16 protein-coding genes and 1 tRNA gene are annotated in these 14,128 nt (G+C 65.4%); 9 read left to right on the top strand and 8 right to left on the bottom strand.

What is annotated here, in order from left to right; translation table 11 throughout:
* Window positions 1-46 precede the first annotated feature (46 nt).
* The 3 genes from FEJ81_RS23400 to FEJ81_RS18130 all read left to right on the top strand — a co-directional run bounded on the left by FEJ81_RS23400 (window position 47) and on the right by FEJ81_RS18130 (window position 1,506).
* Window positions 47-196, top strand: coding sequence for a hypothetical protein (locus FEJ81_RS23400; RefSeq protein ID WP_175416470.1), 150 nt, complete (start codon window positions 47-49; stop codon window positions 194-196).
* 64 nt (window positions 197-260) lie between these two features.
* The gene (locus tag FEJ81_RS18135) at window positions 261-1,061 is read left to right on the top strand and encodes a TrmB family transcriptional regulator (RefSeq protein ID WP_138246605.1); all 801 of its coding nucleotides are present in this window, start codon (window positions 261-263) and stop codon (window positions 1,059-1,061) included.
* Window positions 1,062-1,182: 121 nt separating this feature from the next.
* Complete coding sequence (locus FEJ81_RS18130; RefSeq protein WP_138246604.1) at window positions 1,183-1,506, top strand: 4Fe-4S dicluster domain-containing protein; 324 nt, start codon at window positions 1,183-1,185, stop codon at window positions 1,504-1,506.
* 8 nt (window positions 1,507-1,514) lie between these two features.
* On the opposite strand, the gene FEJ81_RS23395 is transcribed toward FEJ81_RS18130, so the two are convergent.
* Window positions 1,515-1,679, bottom strand: a complete 165-nt coding sequence (locus tag FEJ81_RS23395) for a DUF6757 family protein (RefSeq protein ID WP_006183007.1) — start codon at window positions 1,677-1,679, stop codon at window positions 1,515-1,517.
* A 307-nt stretch (window positions 1,680-1,986) separates the two neighbouring features.
* On the opposite strand from FEJ81_RS23395, the gene FEJ81_RS18125 reads away from it, so the two are divergent.
* Window positions 1,987-3,222: an RNA-guided endonuclease TnpB family protein gene (locus FEJ81_RS18125; protein WP_138246603.1), complete on the top strand. Its 1,236-nt coding sequence runs from the start codon at window positions 1,987-1,989 to the stop codon at window positions 3,220-3,222.
* 72 nt (window positions 3,223-3,294) lie between these two features.
* On the opposite strand, the gene FEJ81_RS18120 is transcribed toward FEJ81_RS18125, so the two are convergent.
* On the bottom strand, window positions 3,295-4,074 hold the full coding sequence (locus FEJ81_RS18120) for a PHP domain-containing protein (protein WP_138246602.1): 780 nt from the start codon (window positions 4,072-4,074) through the stop codon (window positions 3,295-3,297).
* 157 nt (window positions 4,075-4,231) lie between these two features.
* On the opposite strand from FEJ81_RS18120, the gene FEJ81_RS18115 reads away from it, so the two are divergent.
* A complete protein-coding gene (locus FEJ81_RS18115) occupies window positions 4,232-4,519 on the top strand; it encodes a DUF5789 family protein (RefSeq protein ID WP_138246601.1) in 288 nt (95 codons plus the stop codon).
* 245 nt (window positions 4,520-4,764) lie between these two features.
* Here FEJ81_RS18115 and FEJ81_RS18110 read toward each other — a convergent pair whose 3' ends face one another.
* Window positions 4,765-5,772: a DUF5784 family protein gene (locus FEJ81_RS18110; RefSeq protein ID WP_138246600.1), complete on the bottom strand. Its 1,008-nt coding sequence runs from the start codon at window positions 5,770-5,772 to the stop codon at window positions 4,765-4,767.
* 180 nt (window positions 5,773-5,952) lie between these two features.
* Here FEJ81_RS18110 and FEJ81_RS18105 point away from each other — a divergent pair, with 180 nt between their 5' ends.
* A complete protein-coding gene (locus FEJ81_RS18105) occupies window positions 5,953-6,126 on the top strand; it encodes a DUF5786 family protein (protein ID WP_229504785.1) in 174 nt (57 codons plus the stop codon).
* 148 nt (window positions 6,127-6,274) lie between these two features.
* On the opposite strand, the gene FEJ81_RS18100 is transcribed toward FEJ81_RS18105, so the two are convergent.
* Window positions 6,275-7,363 carry a YkgJ family cysteine cluster protein gene (locus tag FEJ81_RS18100; RefSeq protein WP_138246598.1) on the bottom strand — a complete coding sequence of 363 codons (1,089 nt, stop codon included), beginning with the start codon at window positions 7,361-7,363 and terminating at the stop codon, window positions 6,275-6,277.
* Between the two features lie 121 nt (window positions 7,364-7,484).
* On the opposite strand from FEJ81_RS18100, the gene FEJ81_RS18095 reads away from it, so the two are divergent.
* Window positions 7,485-7,730: a DUF7561 family protein gene (locus FEJ81_RS18095; protein WP_138246597.1), complete on the top strand. Its 246-nt coding sequence runs from the start codon at window positions 7,485-7,487 to the stop codon at window positions 7,728-7,730.
* 151 nt (window positions 7,731-7,881) lie between these two features.
* Here the strand turns inward: FEJ81_RS18095 and FEJ81_RS18090 are convergent.
* Window positions 7,882-7,970 (bottom strand) — tRNA-Gly (locus tag FEJ81_RS18090).
* A 199-nt stretch (window positions 7,971-8,169) separates the two neighbouring features.
* On the opposite strand from FEJ81_RS18090, the gene FEJ81_RS18085 reads away from it, so the two are divergent.
* A complete protein-coding gene (locus FEJ81_RS18085) occupies window positions 8,170-10,035 on the top strand; it encodes a helicase C-terminal domain-containing protein (RefSeq protein WP_138246824.1) in 1,866 nt (621 codons plus the stop codon).
* A 74-nt stretch (window positions 10,036-10,109) separates the two neighbouring features.
* Here the strand turns inward: FEJ81_RS18085 and FEJ81_RS23390 are convergent, their stop codons facing one another.
* The 3 genes from FEJ81_RS23390 to FEJ81_RS18075 are packed head-to-tail and all read right to left on the bottom strand — an operon-like array spanning window position 10,110 to window position 12,766.
* Window positions 10,110-10,286, bottom strand: a complete 177-nt coding sequence (locus FEJ81_RS23390; RefSeq protein ID WP_175416469.1) for a hypothetical protein — start codon at window positions 10,284-10,286, stop codon at window positions 10,110-10,112.
* Window positions 10,270-11,640, bottom strand: a complete 1,371-nt coding sequence (locus FEJ81_RS18080; protein ID WP_138246596.1) for a class I SAM-dependent methyltransferase — start codon at window positions 11,638-11,640, stop codon at window positions 10,270-10,272. Before FEJ81_RS18080 ends, FEJ81_RS23390 begins: the two co-directional genes overlap by 17 nt.
* Window positions 11,633-12,766, bottom strand: a complete 1,134-nt coding sequence (locus tag FEJ81_RS18075; RefSeq protein ID WP_138246595.1) for a 60S ribosomal export protein NMD3 — start codon at window positions 12,764-12,766, stop codon at window positions 11,633-11,635. Before FEJ81_RS18075 ends, FEJ81_RS18080 begins: the two co-directional genes overlap by 8 nt.
* Before the next feature lie 207 nt (window positions 12,767-12,973).
* Here FEJ81_RS18075 and FEJ81_RS18070 point away from each other — a divergent pair, with 207 nt between their 5' ends.
* Window positions 12,974-13,933, top strand: a complete 960-nt coding sequence (locus FEJ81_RS18070) for an AEC family transporter (RefSeq protein WP_138246594.1) — start codon at window positions 12,974-12,976, stop codon at window positions 13,931-13,933.
* Window positions 13,934-14,128: the final 195 nt, after the last annotated feature.

The following is a 14,128-nucleotide window of genomic DNA, read 5'->3' as shown; positions in this document are numbered from 1 at the left end:
TTGAACTCACAGACTGCTTATATGCTGTGCGGACGAAGAACGCTCTATGGAAGCACAGTCACGGCGGAAGGGCGCAGCACGATGTACGGACTGTGGCCGGGCGCTTGCGGTCTGGCTCTCGCCGGACGAGGTTCGGCCGATCGGCAGCTCGGACGGCTGTCCCTGCGGTAGCACCTCCTTTCGCGTCTTCTCCTGAGCGGTGATAACGGGGCGGCGCTCGAAAGCCGCGCTCTTTCCTCCGCTCTGGCCATGTACCTACCGTGTCAAACGCCGAGGAAGCGGTCACGACCCTCGAGGGGCTGGGGCTGACGGAGTACGAGTCCCGCTGTTTCGTAGCGCTCGTCCGCCTCTCGAAGGGGACCGCAAAGGAAATCAGTCAGGTCGCGGACATCCCTCGATCCCGGGTGTACGACACCATCGAGCGCCTCGACCGAAAGGGACTGGTCAACGTCCAGCAGACCGAACCGCGCCAGTACAAGGCCGTCCCGGTCGAGACGGCGTGTCGGCGGATCCGCGAAGACTACGACTCCCGCATCAACGCCGCCGAGAACGCGCTCGGCCAACTCGAGGAGCCGGACTCCAAGGATGACGAGGGGATGTGGGCGATCACGCAGAAAGACCACATCACCGACCGTATCGTGATGTTCCTCGAGGAAGCCGAGGAGACGGTTCACTATCTCGTTCCGGCGACCGAGGTCGTCGACCAGCAGATCCTCACGGAGCTCCGGTCGGCCGCCGAGCGCGGCGTCAGCGTGTACATCGAGGTCGCGGCGGACGACGACCGCGCGGAGTTCGCGGACGCGGTTCCGGACGCGGACATCGAGATAATCTCCGCGCTCCAATCGACGAACGAAGTCTACAACGAGTGGCCGGCCCAGTTGCTCATGGTCGACCAGCAAGCGATCGTCGCGGCCGGCATCAAGGAGAGCGACCTCCCCGACGTGGTCAACGAGATGGCCGTCTGGACCTACGGCCGCGATCACGGCTTCGCCGTCTGGATACGCGAACTGCTCGACGACAGGCTCGCGGAACGCGACGACGACCGAACGACGGACGACTGAGGGCTCTCCGCTCTCTGTAACGATCGCGTCCGATCGAAACTGCCTTCCTCGATTCCGCCGTCAATCGAACGCCGACGAGTACGCACTTTTAAGTGCGCGACCCGCGTTTAATCTGCTAGCAATGGCCATAGACCCACAGTTCCACGAGAACCGCGAACAGGTCGACGAACACGAGGGACACTCGGTCTGGGGGCCCGTCGACGAACCCGAAGAACTCGGCATCCACGGCACGCACGTCGCCGTCGACTTCGACATCTGTCTCGCCGACGGCGCCTGCGTCGAGGACTGTCCGGTCGACGTTTTCGAGTGGATCGACACGCCGGGACACCCCGAGAGCGAAGAGAAGGCCGACCCCGCGAACGAAGCGCAGTGTATCGATTGTATGCTCTGTGTCGACGTCTGTCCGGTCGACGCCATCGACGTCGACGCCGGACGAACGGCCTAACGGACGCCTTATTCGGCGCGGTCGACGTCGACTTTCTCCTTCAGGCTCTCGAGCCCGTCTGCCTCCGCGAGCTCTTGCAGCCGCTCGCGAAAGTGCTCCTCACAGAGGCCAACTTTGAGCCCGTCGGACTCCGCGGCGAAGGCAGCCTCGCGGTCGCAATAGTGGCAGTTCATACTCCCTCGTTAGGACCACGATGCATTGAACCCTCCGCTAGCGGCCATCTTTAAGCAGCGAGGGAACCCCGGCCTTTAGGCCGGGTGGGGAATCGCGTCACTTGACTACGCTGTCCACCGATCAGTTGCCTCTCTCGGAATCCAACTGCTCTTGCGCGTAGAGCATCATCCCCTTCCAAGTCAGCCCGTGGCGCTTCTTTGTCTCTTTTAACCGTTCGTGCTGGTCGTCTACCTCGAAATTGATGTTTGGTACAGATCATTCTCGTACTCCGTTACACTTAACTTTATATAAGCTCTACCTAAATATGTGTCCGATACGGTGACGAAAACACTACAGGCCACGCTCGCTACACCCACTGCGGGCAAAGAGCAACGCCTGCAGCACCTCTTGGACACGTACCGCGACGCACTCCACGACGCCTTTGACGCCCGAGCAAAAACGATGTCTGCGGTTAACGATATCGTCACACCCTACGACCTGCCCTATCAAGCCAAAGACGCGCTCAAGTCGTACGTCCCGAAGCTTCGGGACACGTACAACGCCCGTGAGCTTGACGACGAACATCCGCTCCGACTCGTCAACCGGGCCGCGAAATTCGATCACACCGACGAGCGTGAACACGGCTTTGTCTGGCAGGTCCCGCAACCCGGTCGCGGGACGAACTTCTGGATTCCGCTTCGGATCAATCCTGAGCAAGAGTCCTTGTGGTTCGACCTGCTCAATGACAACGCCAAGGCAGGCGAACTGCGGCTGCAGCGTCATCGAACGTCGTGGGAGTTACACGTCACCATTGAGTTCTCGGTCAACGAACCGGCTGAGTCTAACGATATAACGTACATCGGTTTCGACGTAGGCGAGAGCGCGTTAATTACGGGCTGTGCCCTCAAACGCGACGTACCACGGAAGCCAATGCTCGAGAGTGGCAGTCGTGCGCGACACCTCCGCAAAGAGATGTTCACGACCCTGAAGCGCCTGCAGGAACGTGATACTGCCGAGTGGCGGATCAACGAACGCTTCGACCACTACCAGAACGCGCTGACAGATATTGTCGAGAATGTGTCTCGACGTGCCGTCAAGTACGCCAAGTCGTTCGAGGACCCAGTTATCGTACTCGAGGACCTGTCGTACATCCGGGAACGACTCGACTACGGCAAGTTCATGAATCGGCGGCTTCACGCGTGGGCGTTCGCTCGTCTTCAGGGTCGTATCGAAGACAAAGCGGCCGAAGACGGGATTCGGGTCGAGTACGTCAACGCGGCGTACACCTCGCAGACGTGCCACGCGTGCAACCGCCTTGGGCGGCGAGACGAACAAGCGGAGTTCGTCTGTCCGCACGACGACTGCCACGTAACAGAGTTCCAAGCAGATATCAACGCGGCGGCAAACATCGCCGGACGCGTCAATCCGTGGGGAGAGAGCGTTCCTTGGGAACCGGAACGCGATGACTCGCCTCGGAACGGGAGCGCCAGTGACAGCGCCACAGTTCACCGCGAGACGAGCGAGAAATCCTCGCAGATGACGCTCACGGCCTACTCGGACTGAAACCTGCCAGATCGGATTCCCGTTGTAGGGGAAGCCCCGCCGTGAACGGTGGGGAGGATGTCACGCTTTGGGTTACTCGACTGTCAACTCGAGTCGGTCGTAGGCCTCGGGGGAGAGCCCGTCGACGCCGAGTCGCTCGTCGTGGGCGTCGCTGCCACCGGTCGCGAGCAGGTCGTGGCGCTCGATCGCCCGCTCGACGGATTCGCGATCGACCTCGCGGCCGTAGGGGTACTGCAGTTCGACGGCGTCGAGATCGGCGGCCAGCGCGAGGGCGCTCTCGGGGTCGCGGTACCGCAACGGGTGGGCCAGCGAGACGAGCCGACACGACTCGGATAACGCCGCCTGCCCGCGCTCGAACGACGGGACGTCTCGAGGGACGTAACACGGACAATCGGAGCCGATAACGTGATCGAACGCGCCCTGATAGTCGTAGTCGGTCCCGGGATGGGCCTCGATCGCCCGCGCGATGTGGGGCCGCCCGAACCCGCCGTCGATGGTCACGTCGAGATCGATATCGAGTCGCGACTCGACGCAGTCGACGATCGCCCGACCGCGCTCGATGCGGTTCTCCTGAATCTTCCCGAGGATCGCCTCGAGTTCCGTGCTCGGCTCGAGGCCGTAGCCGAGCAGATCGATCCGCTGGCCCCCCGGCGTCTCGACGCGCAGCTCGATCCCGTGGACGAGGGTCACCCCGTCGCGCTCGACGACCGGTCCGTCGAACGGCTGTACCCGATCGTGGTCCGTCACCGCGACGACATCGACGCCGCCGCGACGGGCGGCTTCGGGGACGGCCTCGAGCTCGAGGCTCCCGTCCGAGCGCGTCGTGTGGACGTGTAAATCCGCATACAGCATACGGTATCCGAACGGGCCCGCTCGTAAAGGCGTTACTCTGATTCGCACCCGTCGTCCTCTATCTCTAGGGTAATATTAGGTGTATAAGGTGTCCAGTGCTACTAGGAAACATACGTGGACAATGTTTATAATTATCGTTCACAGAAGATAGGGTGTAATGCTGCTCAACGGCACCGGCGACGTCATCGACGACCACGAGTATCCCGCCACGACCGAGGAACTGATCGAGGAGTACGGCGACCGTACCCTCGAACTCCCGAACGGTAGCGAGACGGTCGGCGATGTACTCGCCCGCCTCGAGCCCGAAACCTTCGACAACTCCGAGGACGCGCGCTTTGCCGTCTACTCCGCCGTCAGCGACAAGGCCGTCGGCCGCGTCGGCTACAGCGACCGCGACCCGACCCCGGTCGGCAGCCCGTACTCGCCCGACGCCGTTTCCTTCTAAAGAACGAAGTTTTTTACTCTCGGGTCGGCCGAAGGCCGACCGCTCGAGCAAAAAAATTCGATTAAAAAAGGCCGAGCGTTCGCTTCGCTCACGCTCGGTACAACTGCTTGTACTTCCCACTGGCGGAGAGGCCCCTATTGGCACCCGCGAGCGACCAACGGGAACTATGGCATGCTACAACTACGTCACACTCCGTTGCAGGGTGTGAGAGCACAGACGACAGTCTCGAGCACGGTCTCGATGACTCAGTCCAGAAATTCCATCGCGTCGCCCAGATCGAGGGGGACCGCGCCCTTCCGATACCCCTCGACGTGGCCGTTCGGCCGGACACGGTAGACGACCGCGGGCCGGTGGCGAACGTCGGGTTGTTCGCCGCGGACCGCACTCCACGAATCGTCTCGGAAACTCGAGCAGTCGACGAACAGCACCGCGCCGCCGCCGTGTTCGGCCAGCTGGCCGTTGGTCTTGGTCTCGGCGGTGTCGCGGACGGCGGCTACGGGACCCGAGGCGGCGCGGTTGCCCGGCGGTTGCGGGCGAGTGACTTCGACGAGGACGTTCGTGTCGGCGCTTTCGGCCCGGAAATCGAGCGAGTGACCGGTCGTGACCTCGATCTCCGGGACGACGCCGTAGCCCGCGTCGGTGAGGATCTTCGCGGCGATGAACTCGGCCATCGCGGCGCTCATCCGGACGCGGTCGACGTGGTCGCTGGTCCCGAGTTTCCCCGACATGACGTGTCGGTACTCGTCGAGAATGCCGGTCTGCAGGAACGCCTCGAAGAAGCGGGTAGCTTCCCGACGGCCGGCGTCGGGAAAGCCGGCGGCGTGCTCGCGGAAGAATGCTCGAGTCGAGTGACGGCCGTCTTTGGACATGAAAACCGGCAGGAAGAACCACGAGAGGTGCGGGTAGTCGGCGAGCCACGGGTCTTCCTCGTGGAGCGTCGCGGTCAGTTCCCGCTGGGCCCACCGCGAGACGTGATGGGGGACTTCCTGCCAGCCGAACTTGTTTGTCTTCCAGAGCGCGGAGGGCGTTTCGGTGTTGCCCATCCAGTAGGCCTCCGAGTCGGTGCGCGCAAAGAGGGCGACATCGCCGTTTTGCATCTCGAAGCGGTGTGTCTGCCAGCCGCCGCCGATCTTGAACCACGGCGAGACTTCCTGTGCGCCGATATTCGACTGGAGCGGCTGGAGAATATCGTGTTGTACTCGCCCGTCGCTCCACGACTGGGGCGAGTAGCGAAAGCGAAGCGGCCGTGCCACGCTCGGTATTAGGCCGCGGGGGTGCATATATCGTTCGTTGTCACCTGTCGAACGAATCGTCCGATTCGTCGCCCGATTCGTGTAATCGTTACAGGAAACGGGATTCGTTTTACGCGATCAGCAGATGTGATGGACCGTTACATTAATAGTCGCGACGCCCCTACCGTGTCTATACTTACCATGTCAATGGGTGCCTATGACGAGGACGAGCACGAGCGCCGCGAACAACAAGCATCGAAGGTCGACACCGATTTCGACGACGAGCGGACGATCTACCGCGGCGAGGTCGAGTACGACTCCGGCGATTCCACCGAGGAACTCCTCGACCGGTTCGAACAGATGAAATCGGACTAGCGCCGACCGGCGGTGCGTTTCTCCTCTTTTGGCAGGGGTTTCCGCGGGTCCAGAGTGCAGTCCGTCCGTTCGAACCCCCTCGACTCGTCCGCTCTCGTTCGCACGCCATCGAATTCGTACGACTTCGAACGCACTCGCGCCGAACCGGTCACTCGAGGGCGTCCCAACCCGGCGTTTCGGGTGCGCCGCGGGCCGTTTCGACGGCGTCGGCGACGGCCGGTGACGGAACAGTCTCGCCGGCCGCCCGGTAGCGCCGGTTCCAGTCGCGGATCGCTGGCCCGACCCAAGACCTCTCTTCCGAAGCGGTCGATTCGTCGTCTCCGCCCTCATCCTCGAGCACCCGCGCTTTCGCCCGCTCGTAGTGGTGGTCGGAGGTCGCCAGCGTTCCGGGGCTCGAGGCGGCGGCGACCGCGATCACCTCGGCTCGATCCGCCTGCGTGAGGTCGCCGCTCGCGGCTCGCTCGACGATGCCCTCGAGATCGGCCGGCCGCGGATGGCAGAACAGTTTCGCGCCGATCGCCTGCGAGCCGAGCAGCAGTCCGTCCGGGTCGTCGTGATCGGCCCCGCACAGCCGGTCGCCGCCGAACGCCGCCTCGACGCGCTCGCACTCGGTCGCCTGCTCGAGCGCGAGGTTGCGTTCGGGGTAGGCCCCGCACTCGTCGGGATAGCGGTCGCTCCCGTGAATCCGACACTGCAGCGTCGCCGGATCGAGAAAGACGCAGATCGGGAGCCACGTCGGCTCCTCGCGACCGAACGGGGCTACCGGCTTCGGCGGTTTTCGGAGGCCCACGAAGAAGACCGGCCGGCCCGCGACGGCGGCGACGGTGTGGCCGTCGATGTCGACGCCCTCGTCGTCGGCCCCGTTCCCTCGCGGCGCGCCGCTCGCGGGTCCTTCCTCCTCGTTCGCTCCGTCGGAGCGCTCGCCGCGGGCGTCGCGGGCGTACCAGAACCGCGGCGTCAGCGCGTCGGCCATCCCCGCGTCGAGGAACGCCCGTACCTCGTCGCGGGTCAGCGGGACGAAGTTCGCGTCATCGTCGAGCGGCTTCCGGGACGATCCCTGCTCGTCGCCGCCCTCGGTGAACGGGTCGCGCGACCGCTGGCGTCGGTGGTCGGCTTCGCCGTCGCCTCCGCTTTCGGCGTCGGCGTCTCGAGCCGCGGCCGTCGCTCCGTCCTCGCGTTCGAGCAGCGGTCGCCAGTCCATGCAACAGCCCGCACAGCCCTCGCAGTTCACCTCCATGTGCGGCGCTATGCCGCTGTGGCCTATAACCGCTGTGCGGGCTCCCGCCGTCCGGGACTCGAGAAGCACGACCGAGTCCGACGGGAGAACGACTTTGACCGTCGGGCACCCACGCCAACGTATGTCGAAGGACTCCTGTGACGGCTGCGGCCGAACGGTCACGGTGTCGGGCGGGATCGCCAACCTCTGGTCGTTCGGCACCGACGCCGGCACCGTCGGGACCGCGATGACGCTGGAACTCGAGGACGGATCGTCGCACCTGCTGTGCTATCCGTGTATCGAGGCGCTGCCGGACTACCCGACCGTCGAGGACATCGAGCGGTTAGAACGGGTCGACGAGGAGACCTCGCGACTCGGCGTGCTATAACGTCGATCCGGGCGACTCGGCGACGGTCGTCGGCACAAAAAATGTCGGGCGTCGGAGAGTGGAGGCGAGTGTGACGGTCACGGCGCACTGCGCCGTGTCGACGCGAGCACGATGGCTCGCAGCCGCGTCCACGGCATACCGTAACCGTGAGCGGAAGGGGTGGGATTTGAACGCCACGGGGCGAAATGCCGCCGCGGAACCAAGTGGCACCGCGGTGCTCTACCGCTGAGCGACCCTTCCGCACGTCGATCCGACGGCGGATTTCGTATTTGTAATCGGCCGGCTACCCCCTCGTCGATAGCCGCTCGTTTCCCGTAGGTGCGTGATACTCGACGGTAGCCGGCGGTTTCGACGCCGCTGCGGGTCCGTCCCTCCGGAACGCTGCAGCGGGCGCAACGGTCCGCAGCATTTAGGACGCGGCCGCCCCGTGAGACGAACGGTGAATCCCGAGCGGATCTTCGAGGAGTTTCCCGCGCCGAGTTACCGCGGGACCCAACAGCAGGCCCTCCGTGACATTCGCGACGCGTTCGCGGCCGGTAACGACGTCGTGCTCGTTCGCGCGCCGACGGGCAGCGGCAAGTCCCTGCTCGCCCGCGCCGTCGCCGGCTGCGCCCGCCGCGCGGACGAGGGCGATCCCAGCGACGCCACCGGAGCGTACTACACGACCCCGCAGGTCTCCCAGCTAGACGACGTGGCGGCCGACGACTTACTGGCCGATCTCAACGTCATCCGCGGCAAGTCGAACTACACCTGCATCCTGCCGGAGGAACGCGACACGCCGGTCAATCAGGCCCCCTGCGTGCGAGAGCGGGGCTACGACTGTTCGGTCAAACACCGATGTCCGTACTTCTCGGACCGGGCGATCGCGTCGAACCGCGAAATCGCGGCGATGACGCTGGCCTACTTCATGCAGACCGCCGGGAGCGAAGTCTTCCGCAAACGCGACGTCGTCGTCGTCGACGAGGCCCACGGCCTCGCCGAGTGGGCCGAGATGTACGCGACCATCCAACTCGGCCCGCGGACCGTCCCGTTCTGGGACGACCTCCGCGTCCCCGAGATCGACGGAATCGAGCGTGCCGTCCGCTACGCCGAAAACCTCGCCGGTACCTGCGAGCGCCGCAAGGACGACCTGCTCGCACAGGACTCGCTGTCCCCCGGCGAAGTGCGCGAACGCGACCGCCTCCAGGAACTCATCGGCGAACTCGAGTGGTTCGTCTCCGATTACCGCGATCCTCAGAGCCCGACGACGTGGCTGGTCGACCAGTCCGAACTGCGGTCGGGGTCGCGCGATACCGATGATGAGGGCGACGAACCGCAGGGCGGCCCGCTGACGATCAAACCGATGAACCCCGAGAAGTACCTCCAGCACACCGTCTGGGACCGGGGCAACAAGTTCGCGCTCCTCTCGGCGACGATCCTCAACAAGGCCGCCTTCTGTCGCCAGGTCGGACTCGACCCCGACGATGTCGCGCTGGTCGACGTCGAACACACCTTCCCCGTCGAGAACCGGCCGCTGTACGACGTGACACAGGGGAAGATGACCTACGAGGAGCGCGACGAAACGACGCCGAAGATCGCCCGCACCATCGTCCGCCTGATGCAACACCACCCCGACGAGAAGGGGCTGGTCCACGCCCACTCCTACGACATTCAGGAGCGACTCACCGACCTCCTCTCGGATTTCGGGGTCGGTGACCGGATTCGGCTCCACGACCGCGACGGCCGCGACGCCGCCCTCGAGGAGTGGAAAGCGAGCGACGACCCCGACGTCTTCCTCTCGGTGAAGATGGAGGAAGCGCTGGATCTCAAGGGCGACCTCTGTCGCTGGCAGGTCCTCTGTAAGGCCCCGTTCCTCAACACCGGTGACTCGCGGGTGGCCCACCGACTCGAGGAAGGCCAGTGGGCGTGGTACTACCGCACGGCGCTCAGAACCGTCATTCAGGGCTGTGGCCGGGTCGTCCGCGCGCCCGACGACTACGGGGCGACGTACCTCGCGGACTCGAGTCTGGTGGACCTGTTCGATCGCGCGAAGACGGACATGCCGGACTGGTTCGAGGCGCAGGTCGACCGCATGGAGCGGCCGGACTTGCCGGCCTTCGAGCCGCGGTCAGCGCTCGACGGGACGGCGTCGGGAACCGGCGGCCGATCCCGTTCGGGCTCCGGAACTGGTACCACGAACCGGGGACGAGCCGACGGCGCCGACTCCGGCGGCCGCGATGGGGGGTCGTCGCGCTCGAGTCGATCCGGATCGGACCGCTCTTCCCGCTCGAGTCCGCTGGCGGACGTCTGGGACACGGACGAATAGCGGCGACCGGATAATCATTTTATTGATACTACGTCGGACTGCGTCGCGTCGGAGCCCGTGAGCCCGGCGGCCCGTTAGAAGATCGCCGTCGCGCCCCACGCGACCATCGAGGACACCATGAGGACCGCGAAGACGAGTGCGATGAGCTGATTCTTGTCCATAGACGACCGGATTCGCTCCGCGTGTATCAATCCCACGACCGCCGCCGCGAGCCGTCGGGCCGTTGGCGCCTCGCTACTCGAACCGAGCATCGACGACGACGTGTGCGACGCCCGCGCTGTGGCTCTTCACTCGGCGCTTCTCGAGTACCTCGAGTTCGCGCCCGGCGGCGGTTCCGGCGGCCTCGAGTCGCTCGAGCGGCCGGTCCCAGAGCCGCGGTTCGGGGGTCGCCTCGTGGTAGTGGACGACGCCGCCGGGGACGAGCGCCGCGAGGGCGTCGTCGAGGAAGTCGTGCGCTTCGTCGGTGCGCGCGCCGTGGTCCGGGCTTTCGTCCTCGTCGCTCGAGCCGTCCGAACTGCCGTAGTAGCCCATGACGACTCGATCGGCCTCGATCTCCCCGGCGAGATCGCGGCAGTCGGTCATGTAGGCGTCGACCCGGTCGCCGACGTCGTTGAGCACGGCGTTCTCGAGCAGGTAGCGGAAGGCGGTCGGGTTGATCTCGGTCGCGGTCACCCGCGCGCCGGCTCGGGCCATCGGGAGGGTGAAGTAGCCGATGCCGGCGAACATGTCGAAGACGTGTTCGTCGTCGCTTCCGATGTCGCCCATCCGAGCGCGCTCGGCCTGATTCCCCGGCGAGAACATCACCGTCGCGGGGTCGAGTCCGTACCGCGTTCCGTGCTCGGTGTGGATCGTCTCCGTATCCTGCTGGCCCGCGATCAGCCGGGTCCGGGGCTCGCGGTAGGTGCCCGCCGGCCCGTCGTTTGCGATCCCGTCGTCGGCCAGCACGCTGTCGGCCTCGCCGTGGAGTTCGAGCAGGGCCTCGCCCAGTTCGGCCTCGTCGGGACAGCCCTCGGGCACCGTCACGAGGATCACCGACCCGATCACCGCCCACGAGCCCGGGACCGACTCGAGGTCGGCCTCGCTCCAGCCCCGATCGGCAAGTAGGTCTTCCAGGTCCGGATTCCGCGGCTCGGGCTCGAGTTGCCGGACGACCTCGAGCACCCGCGTCTCGGTCGGCGGTTCCGTGACCGGCAGGGCGACGCTGTCGGGGTCGTCCTCACGATCACCTTCGGCTCGCGTTGCGGTGGCGTCCTCACGATCACCTTCGGCTCGCGTTGCGGTGGCGTCCTCACGATCACCTTCGGCTCGCGTTGCGGTGGCGTCCTCACGATCACCTTCGGCTCGCGTTGCGGTGGCGTCCTCACGATCACCTTCGGCTCGCGTTGCGGTGGCGTCCTCCCGGTCGCGTTCGCCTCGCGCCTCTCGGACGCGCCGCGTCTCGTCGTAGACCCCCTCGGCGCGAAGCGACTCGATGGCGGTCTCGGCCCGGTCTTTCGCGACGATCGCAGCCAGCGGGGCGTCGGCCTCCGCTCGCTCGAGGACCTCGTCGACCGCGGGCTCGAGGGCGTCGTCGGCCGACGGCTCCGGCGCGTCCTCGTCAGTCATCGCTCCCGTCGTCCTCGTCGGGTAGAATGTGCAGTCCGGCGCGGCTCTTCAGCACGGGCACGGTCTCAGCCTCGGGATCGAAGTAGTCCGGCCGCGAGACCGTTTTGGCCTGAAACGTCTCGGGGTCGAGTACCTGCACCGCGTTGTCGTCTTCAACGGTGACGACCGTCGCTTCGGCCGCGTCCTCGAGGTCGCCGAGCCTGCGCGCGTCGGGCGAATTCCCCTCTTCGTAACTCGCCTCGTAGCGCTCGCCGGTCGTCACGCGGACGCCCTTGAGGTTGCCGCGGGCGCTGCGGACGAGGACGGGGCCGCCGTCGTCGTCCGCGAGTTCGATGATCTCCCCGGGAGTGTAGGGCGGCAGGCGGACGGCGAAGGTGACCCGATAGACCTCGTTGCCGTCCTCGTCCTCCGTGACGAGGGTTTCGGCGTCGTTGACGGTGCCGCCGAACTCCTCGATCATCTTGTTCGAAATCTTCTTCCCGATCTTGTTGGTCGAGACCTTGACATTCAGCCCGTCGTCGACCTCGCCGACCTCGGTGACGAAGGCGTTGCGGTCGCCCGTGGCCTCCATGTCCGCCACGATCTGGTTCGCGATCTCTTTCGCTCGGTCCGTCTCCTCGGTCGTCGGGGTCCGATCCTCGGCGCGGATCTGGACGATGCTGGCGTAGTAGTCGCCGGCGATCCGTCCACAGCGGGTACAGGTCTGGCGGGCGATCTTGACGGGCACCGTCACCTGCTCCTCGACCGGCGTTCCGCGTACCACGCCCGTGAAGTAACAGTGCATCCGGATCGTGTTCTGGTCGACCTGCTCGGGGTCGATCTGCCACGCGACATCCTCGACGTCGACGTGGACGCCGAGCGCTTCGCTGACCTCCTCGATCGCGATGTCCGTGTAATCCTCCGCACCGACATCGACCCACCGGTTGCCGCGGTAGACCGCACCGCACCGGGAACAGACGCGAACGTCGATCCGGTCCGGGGCGTCCACGAAGTCGAAGTCCTCGAAGTAACACGCGTCACAGAGTTCGACCTCCGCACCGGGCCGCAACGGGTCGTTCGCGTCGCTCGCCGACCGCTCGGGAACTGGGTCCCCACACCGGGGACAGAACGCACGCGATTCACTCATTGGCCCCGTTTGGGGTCTCACGGAGTTAAGGAACCCGTTCTCCCGGCTCGAGGCGGCCGTCCGCGCGGGCACCGCGTAGCGCAATCGCAAGCCACATATCACGTTCGGGGAGTATCACGCCGCGTAATGCAGATGCAGGACGCGACTGTCGCCCGATCGATGGCTCGCTCGAGTCGAACGCCTCGTCGTGAGGGTGAGCGCTGATCGATGGCTGACCTCGTCGCGATCTTCGGCTCCGCGGTCGGCCCGATCGTCGCCATCGCGGCCGTCGGCTACGTGCTGGCCACGGTCAAGGAGATCGATCCGGAGCCGTTGAACACGGCCGTCGTCTACGTGCTGGCACCCGCGCTGGTGTTTCACAGCCTCGCCGTCACGGAGCTCGCGGCGTCGACGCTCTTGCGAGTGACGATCGGCATCGCCGCCTTCACCGCGGCGATGTGGGGGATCGCGGAAGCCGTCGGTCGCACCGTCGGCGAGCGAGAGCCGGCGTTGAGCGGGCTCGTCCTCGTCGCCATCTTCTGTAACTCGGGGAACCTCGGCATCCCCGTCTCCGACTTCGCGTTCGGCGAGGTCGGCCGCCAGACCGCGGTCCTGTTCCTCTCGGTTCAGTCCGTGCTGATGTACACCGTCGGCGTCTACGTCGCCTCCCGTAGCAGCGGGTCGGCCGGCCTCGAGGGCGTCCGTCGGGTGTTCTACATCCCGCTCGTCTACGCCGTTATCGCGGCGCTGCTCGCGCGGGCGCTGGGTCTGGTGCCGCCCGCGGACGCGGCGGCGATGGAGACGATCCAGCTCGTCGGCGACGCCTCGATCCCGCTCATGCTTTTGATTCTGGGCGTTCAGCTCGCGAGGGCCGATACCGCGTCCGCAGTCTCTCGAGCCTGGCCCGCGACGGCGCTCAAGATGGGCATCGCACCCGTCATCGGACTCGGCATCGCGCTCCTCATCGGCTTCGAGAATCCGACCGTCGCGCGCGTGTTCGTGCTCGAGACGGCGATGCCGGCCGCCGTGACGCCGCTGATTCTGGTCATCGAGTTCGCCGGCAGCGCCCGCACTGACGGGGTGCTCGTCTCCGAGTACGTCTCAACCTGCGTCTTCCTCACAACGCTGCTGGCGATTCCGGTGTTGACCGTGCTGATCGCGATCCTGCAGTCCGGGGTCGTCATCTGAGCACGTTGCGGATCCGTCCCAGATCAGAACGGAACGACCGGTCCACCGAGAGCTATTGATTCTCTCATTCGAAGACGTACTGTGTCATTCGTCGACGGCAGTACCTGTCATCCCGTTGTTATCCGTGCGATAGCCCGGTTTACCAGTAGTTGGTAAGACGGGCTCGTTATTCAGAGGTGACCACACGACTCGCGT

Source organism: Natrinema versiforme (assembly GCF_005576615.1).
In the GTDB taxonomy this organism is placed as follows: Archaea; Halobacteriota; Halobacteria; order Halobacteriales; family Natrialbaceae; genus Natrinema; species Natrinema versiforme_A.
Note: the sequence above shows the minus strand (reverse complement) of the source record. Positions and strands in the feature narration are given on the sequence as shown.

Coding starts and splice junctions, on each gene's coding strand:
- FEJ81_RS23400 (WP_175416470.1), top strand. CDS start 47: ATGGAAGCACAGTCACGGCGGAAGGGCGCAGCACGATGTACGGACTGT.
- FEJ81_RS18130 (WP_138246604.1), top strand. CDS start 1,183: ATGGCCATAGACCCACAGTTCCACGAGAACCGCGAACAGGTCGACGAA.
- FEJ81_RS23395 (WP_006183007.1), bottom strand. CDS start 1,679: ATGAACTGCCACTATTGCGACCGCGAGGCTGCCTTCGCCGCGGAGTCC.
- FEJ81_RS18120 (WP_138246602.1), bottom strand. CDS start 4,074: ATGCTGTATGCGGATTTACACGTCCACACGACGCGCTCGGACGGGAGC.
- FEJ81_RS18115 (WP_138246601.1), top strand. CDS start 4,232: ATGCTGCTCAACGGCACCGGCGACGTCATCGACGACCACGAGTATCCC.
- FEJ81_RS18105 (WP_229504785.1), top strand. CDS start 5,953: ATGTCAATGGGTGCCTATGACGAGGACGAGCACGAGCGCCGCGAACAA.
- FEJ81_RS18100 (WP_138246598.1), bottom strand. CDS start 7,363: ATGGAGGTGAACTGCGAGGGCTGTGCGGGCTGTTGCATGGACTGGCGA.
- FEJ81_RS18095 (WP_138246597.1), top strand. CDS start 7,485: ATGTCGAAGGACTCCTGTGACGGCTGCGGCCGAACGGTCACGGTGTCG.
- FEJ81_RS23390 (WP_175416469.1), bottom strand. CDS start 10,286: ATGCTCGGTTCGAGTAGCGAGGCGCCAACGGCCCGACGGCTCGCGGCG.
- FEJ81_RS18080 (WP_138246596.1), bottom strand. CDS start 11,640: ATGACTGACGAGGACGCGCCGGAGCCGTCGGCCGACGACGCCCTCGAG.
- FEJ81_RS18075 (WP_138246595.1), bottom strand. CDS start 12,766: ATGAGTGAATCGCGTGCGTTCTGTCCCCGGTGTGGGGACCCAGTTCCC.
- FEJ81_RS18070 (WP_138246594.1), top strand. CDS start 12,974: ATGGCTGACCTCGTCGCGATCTTCGGCTCCGCGGTCGGCCCGATCGTC.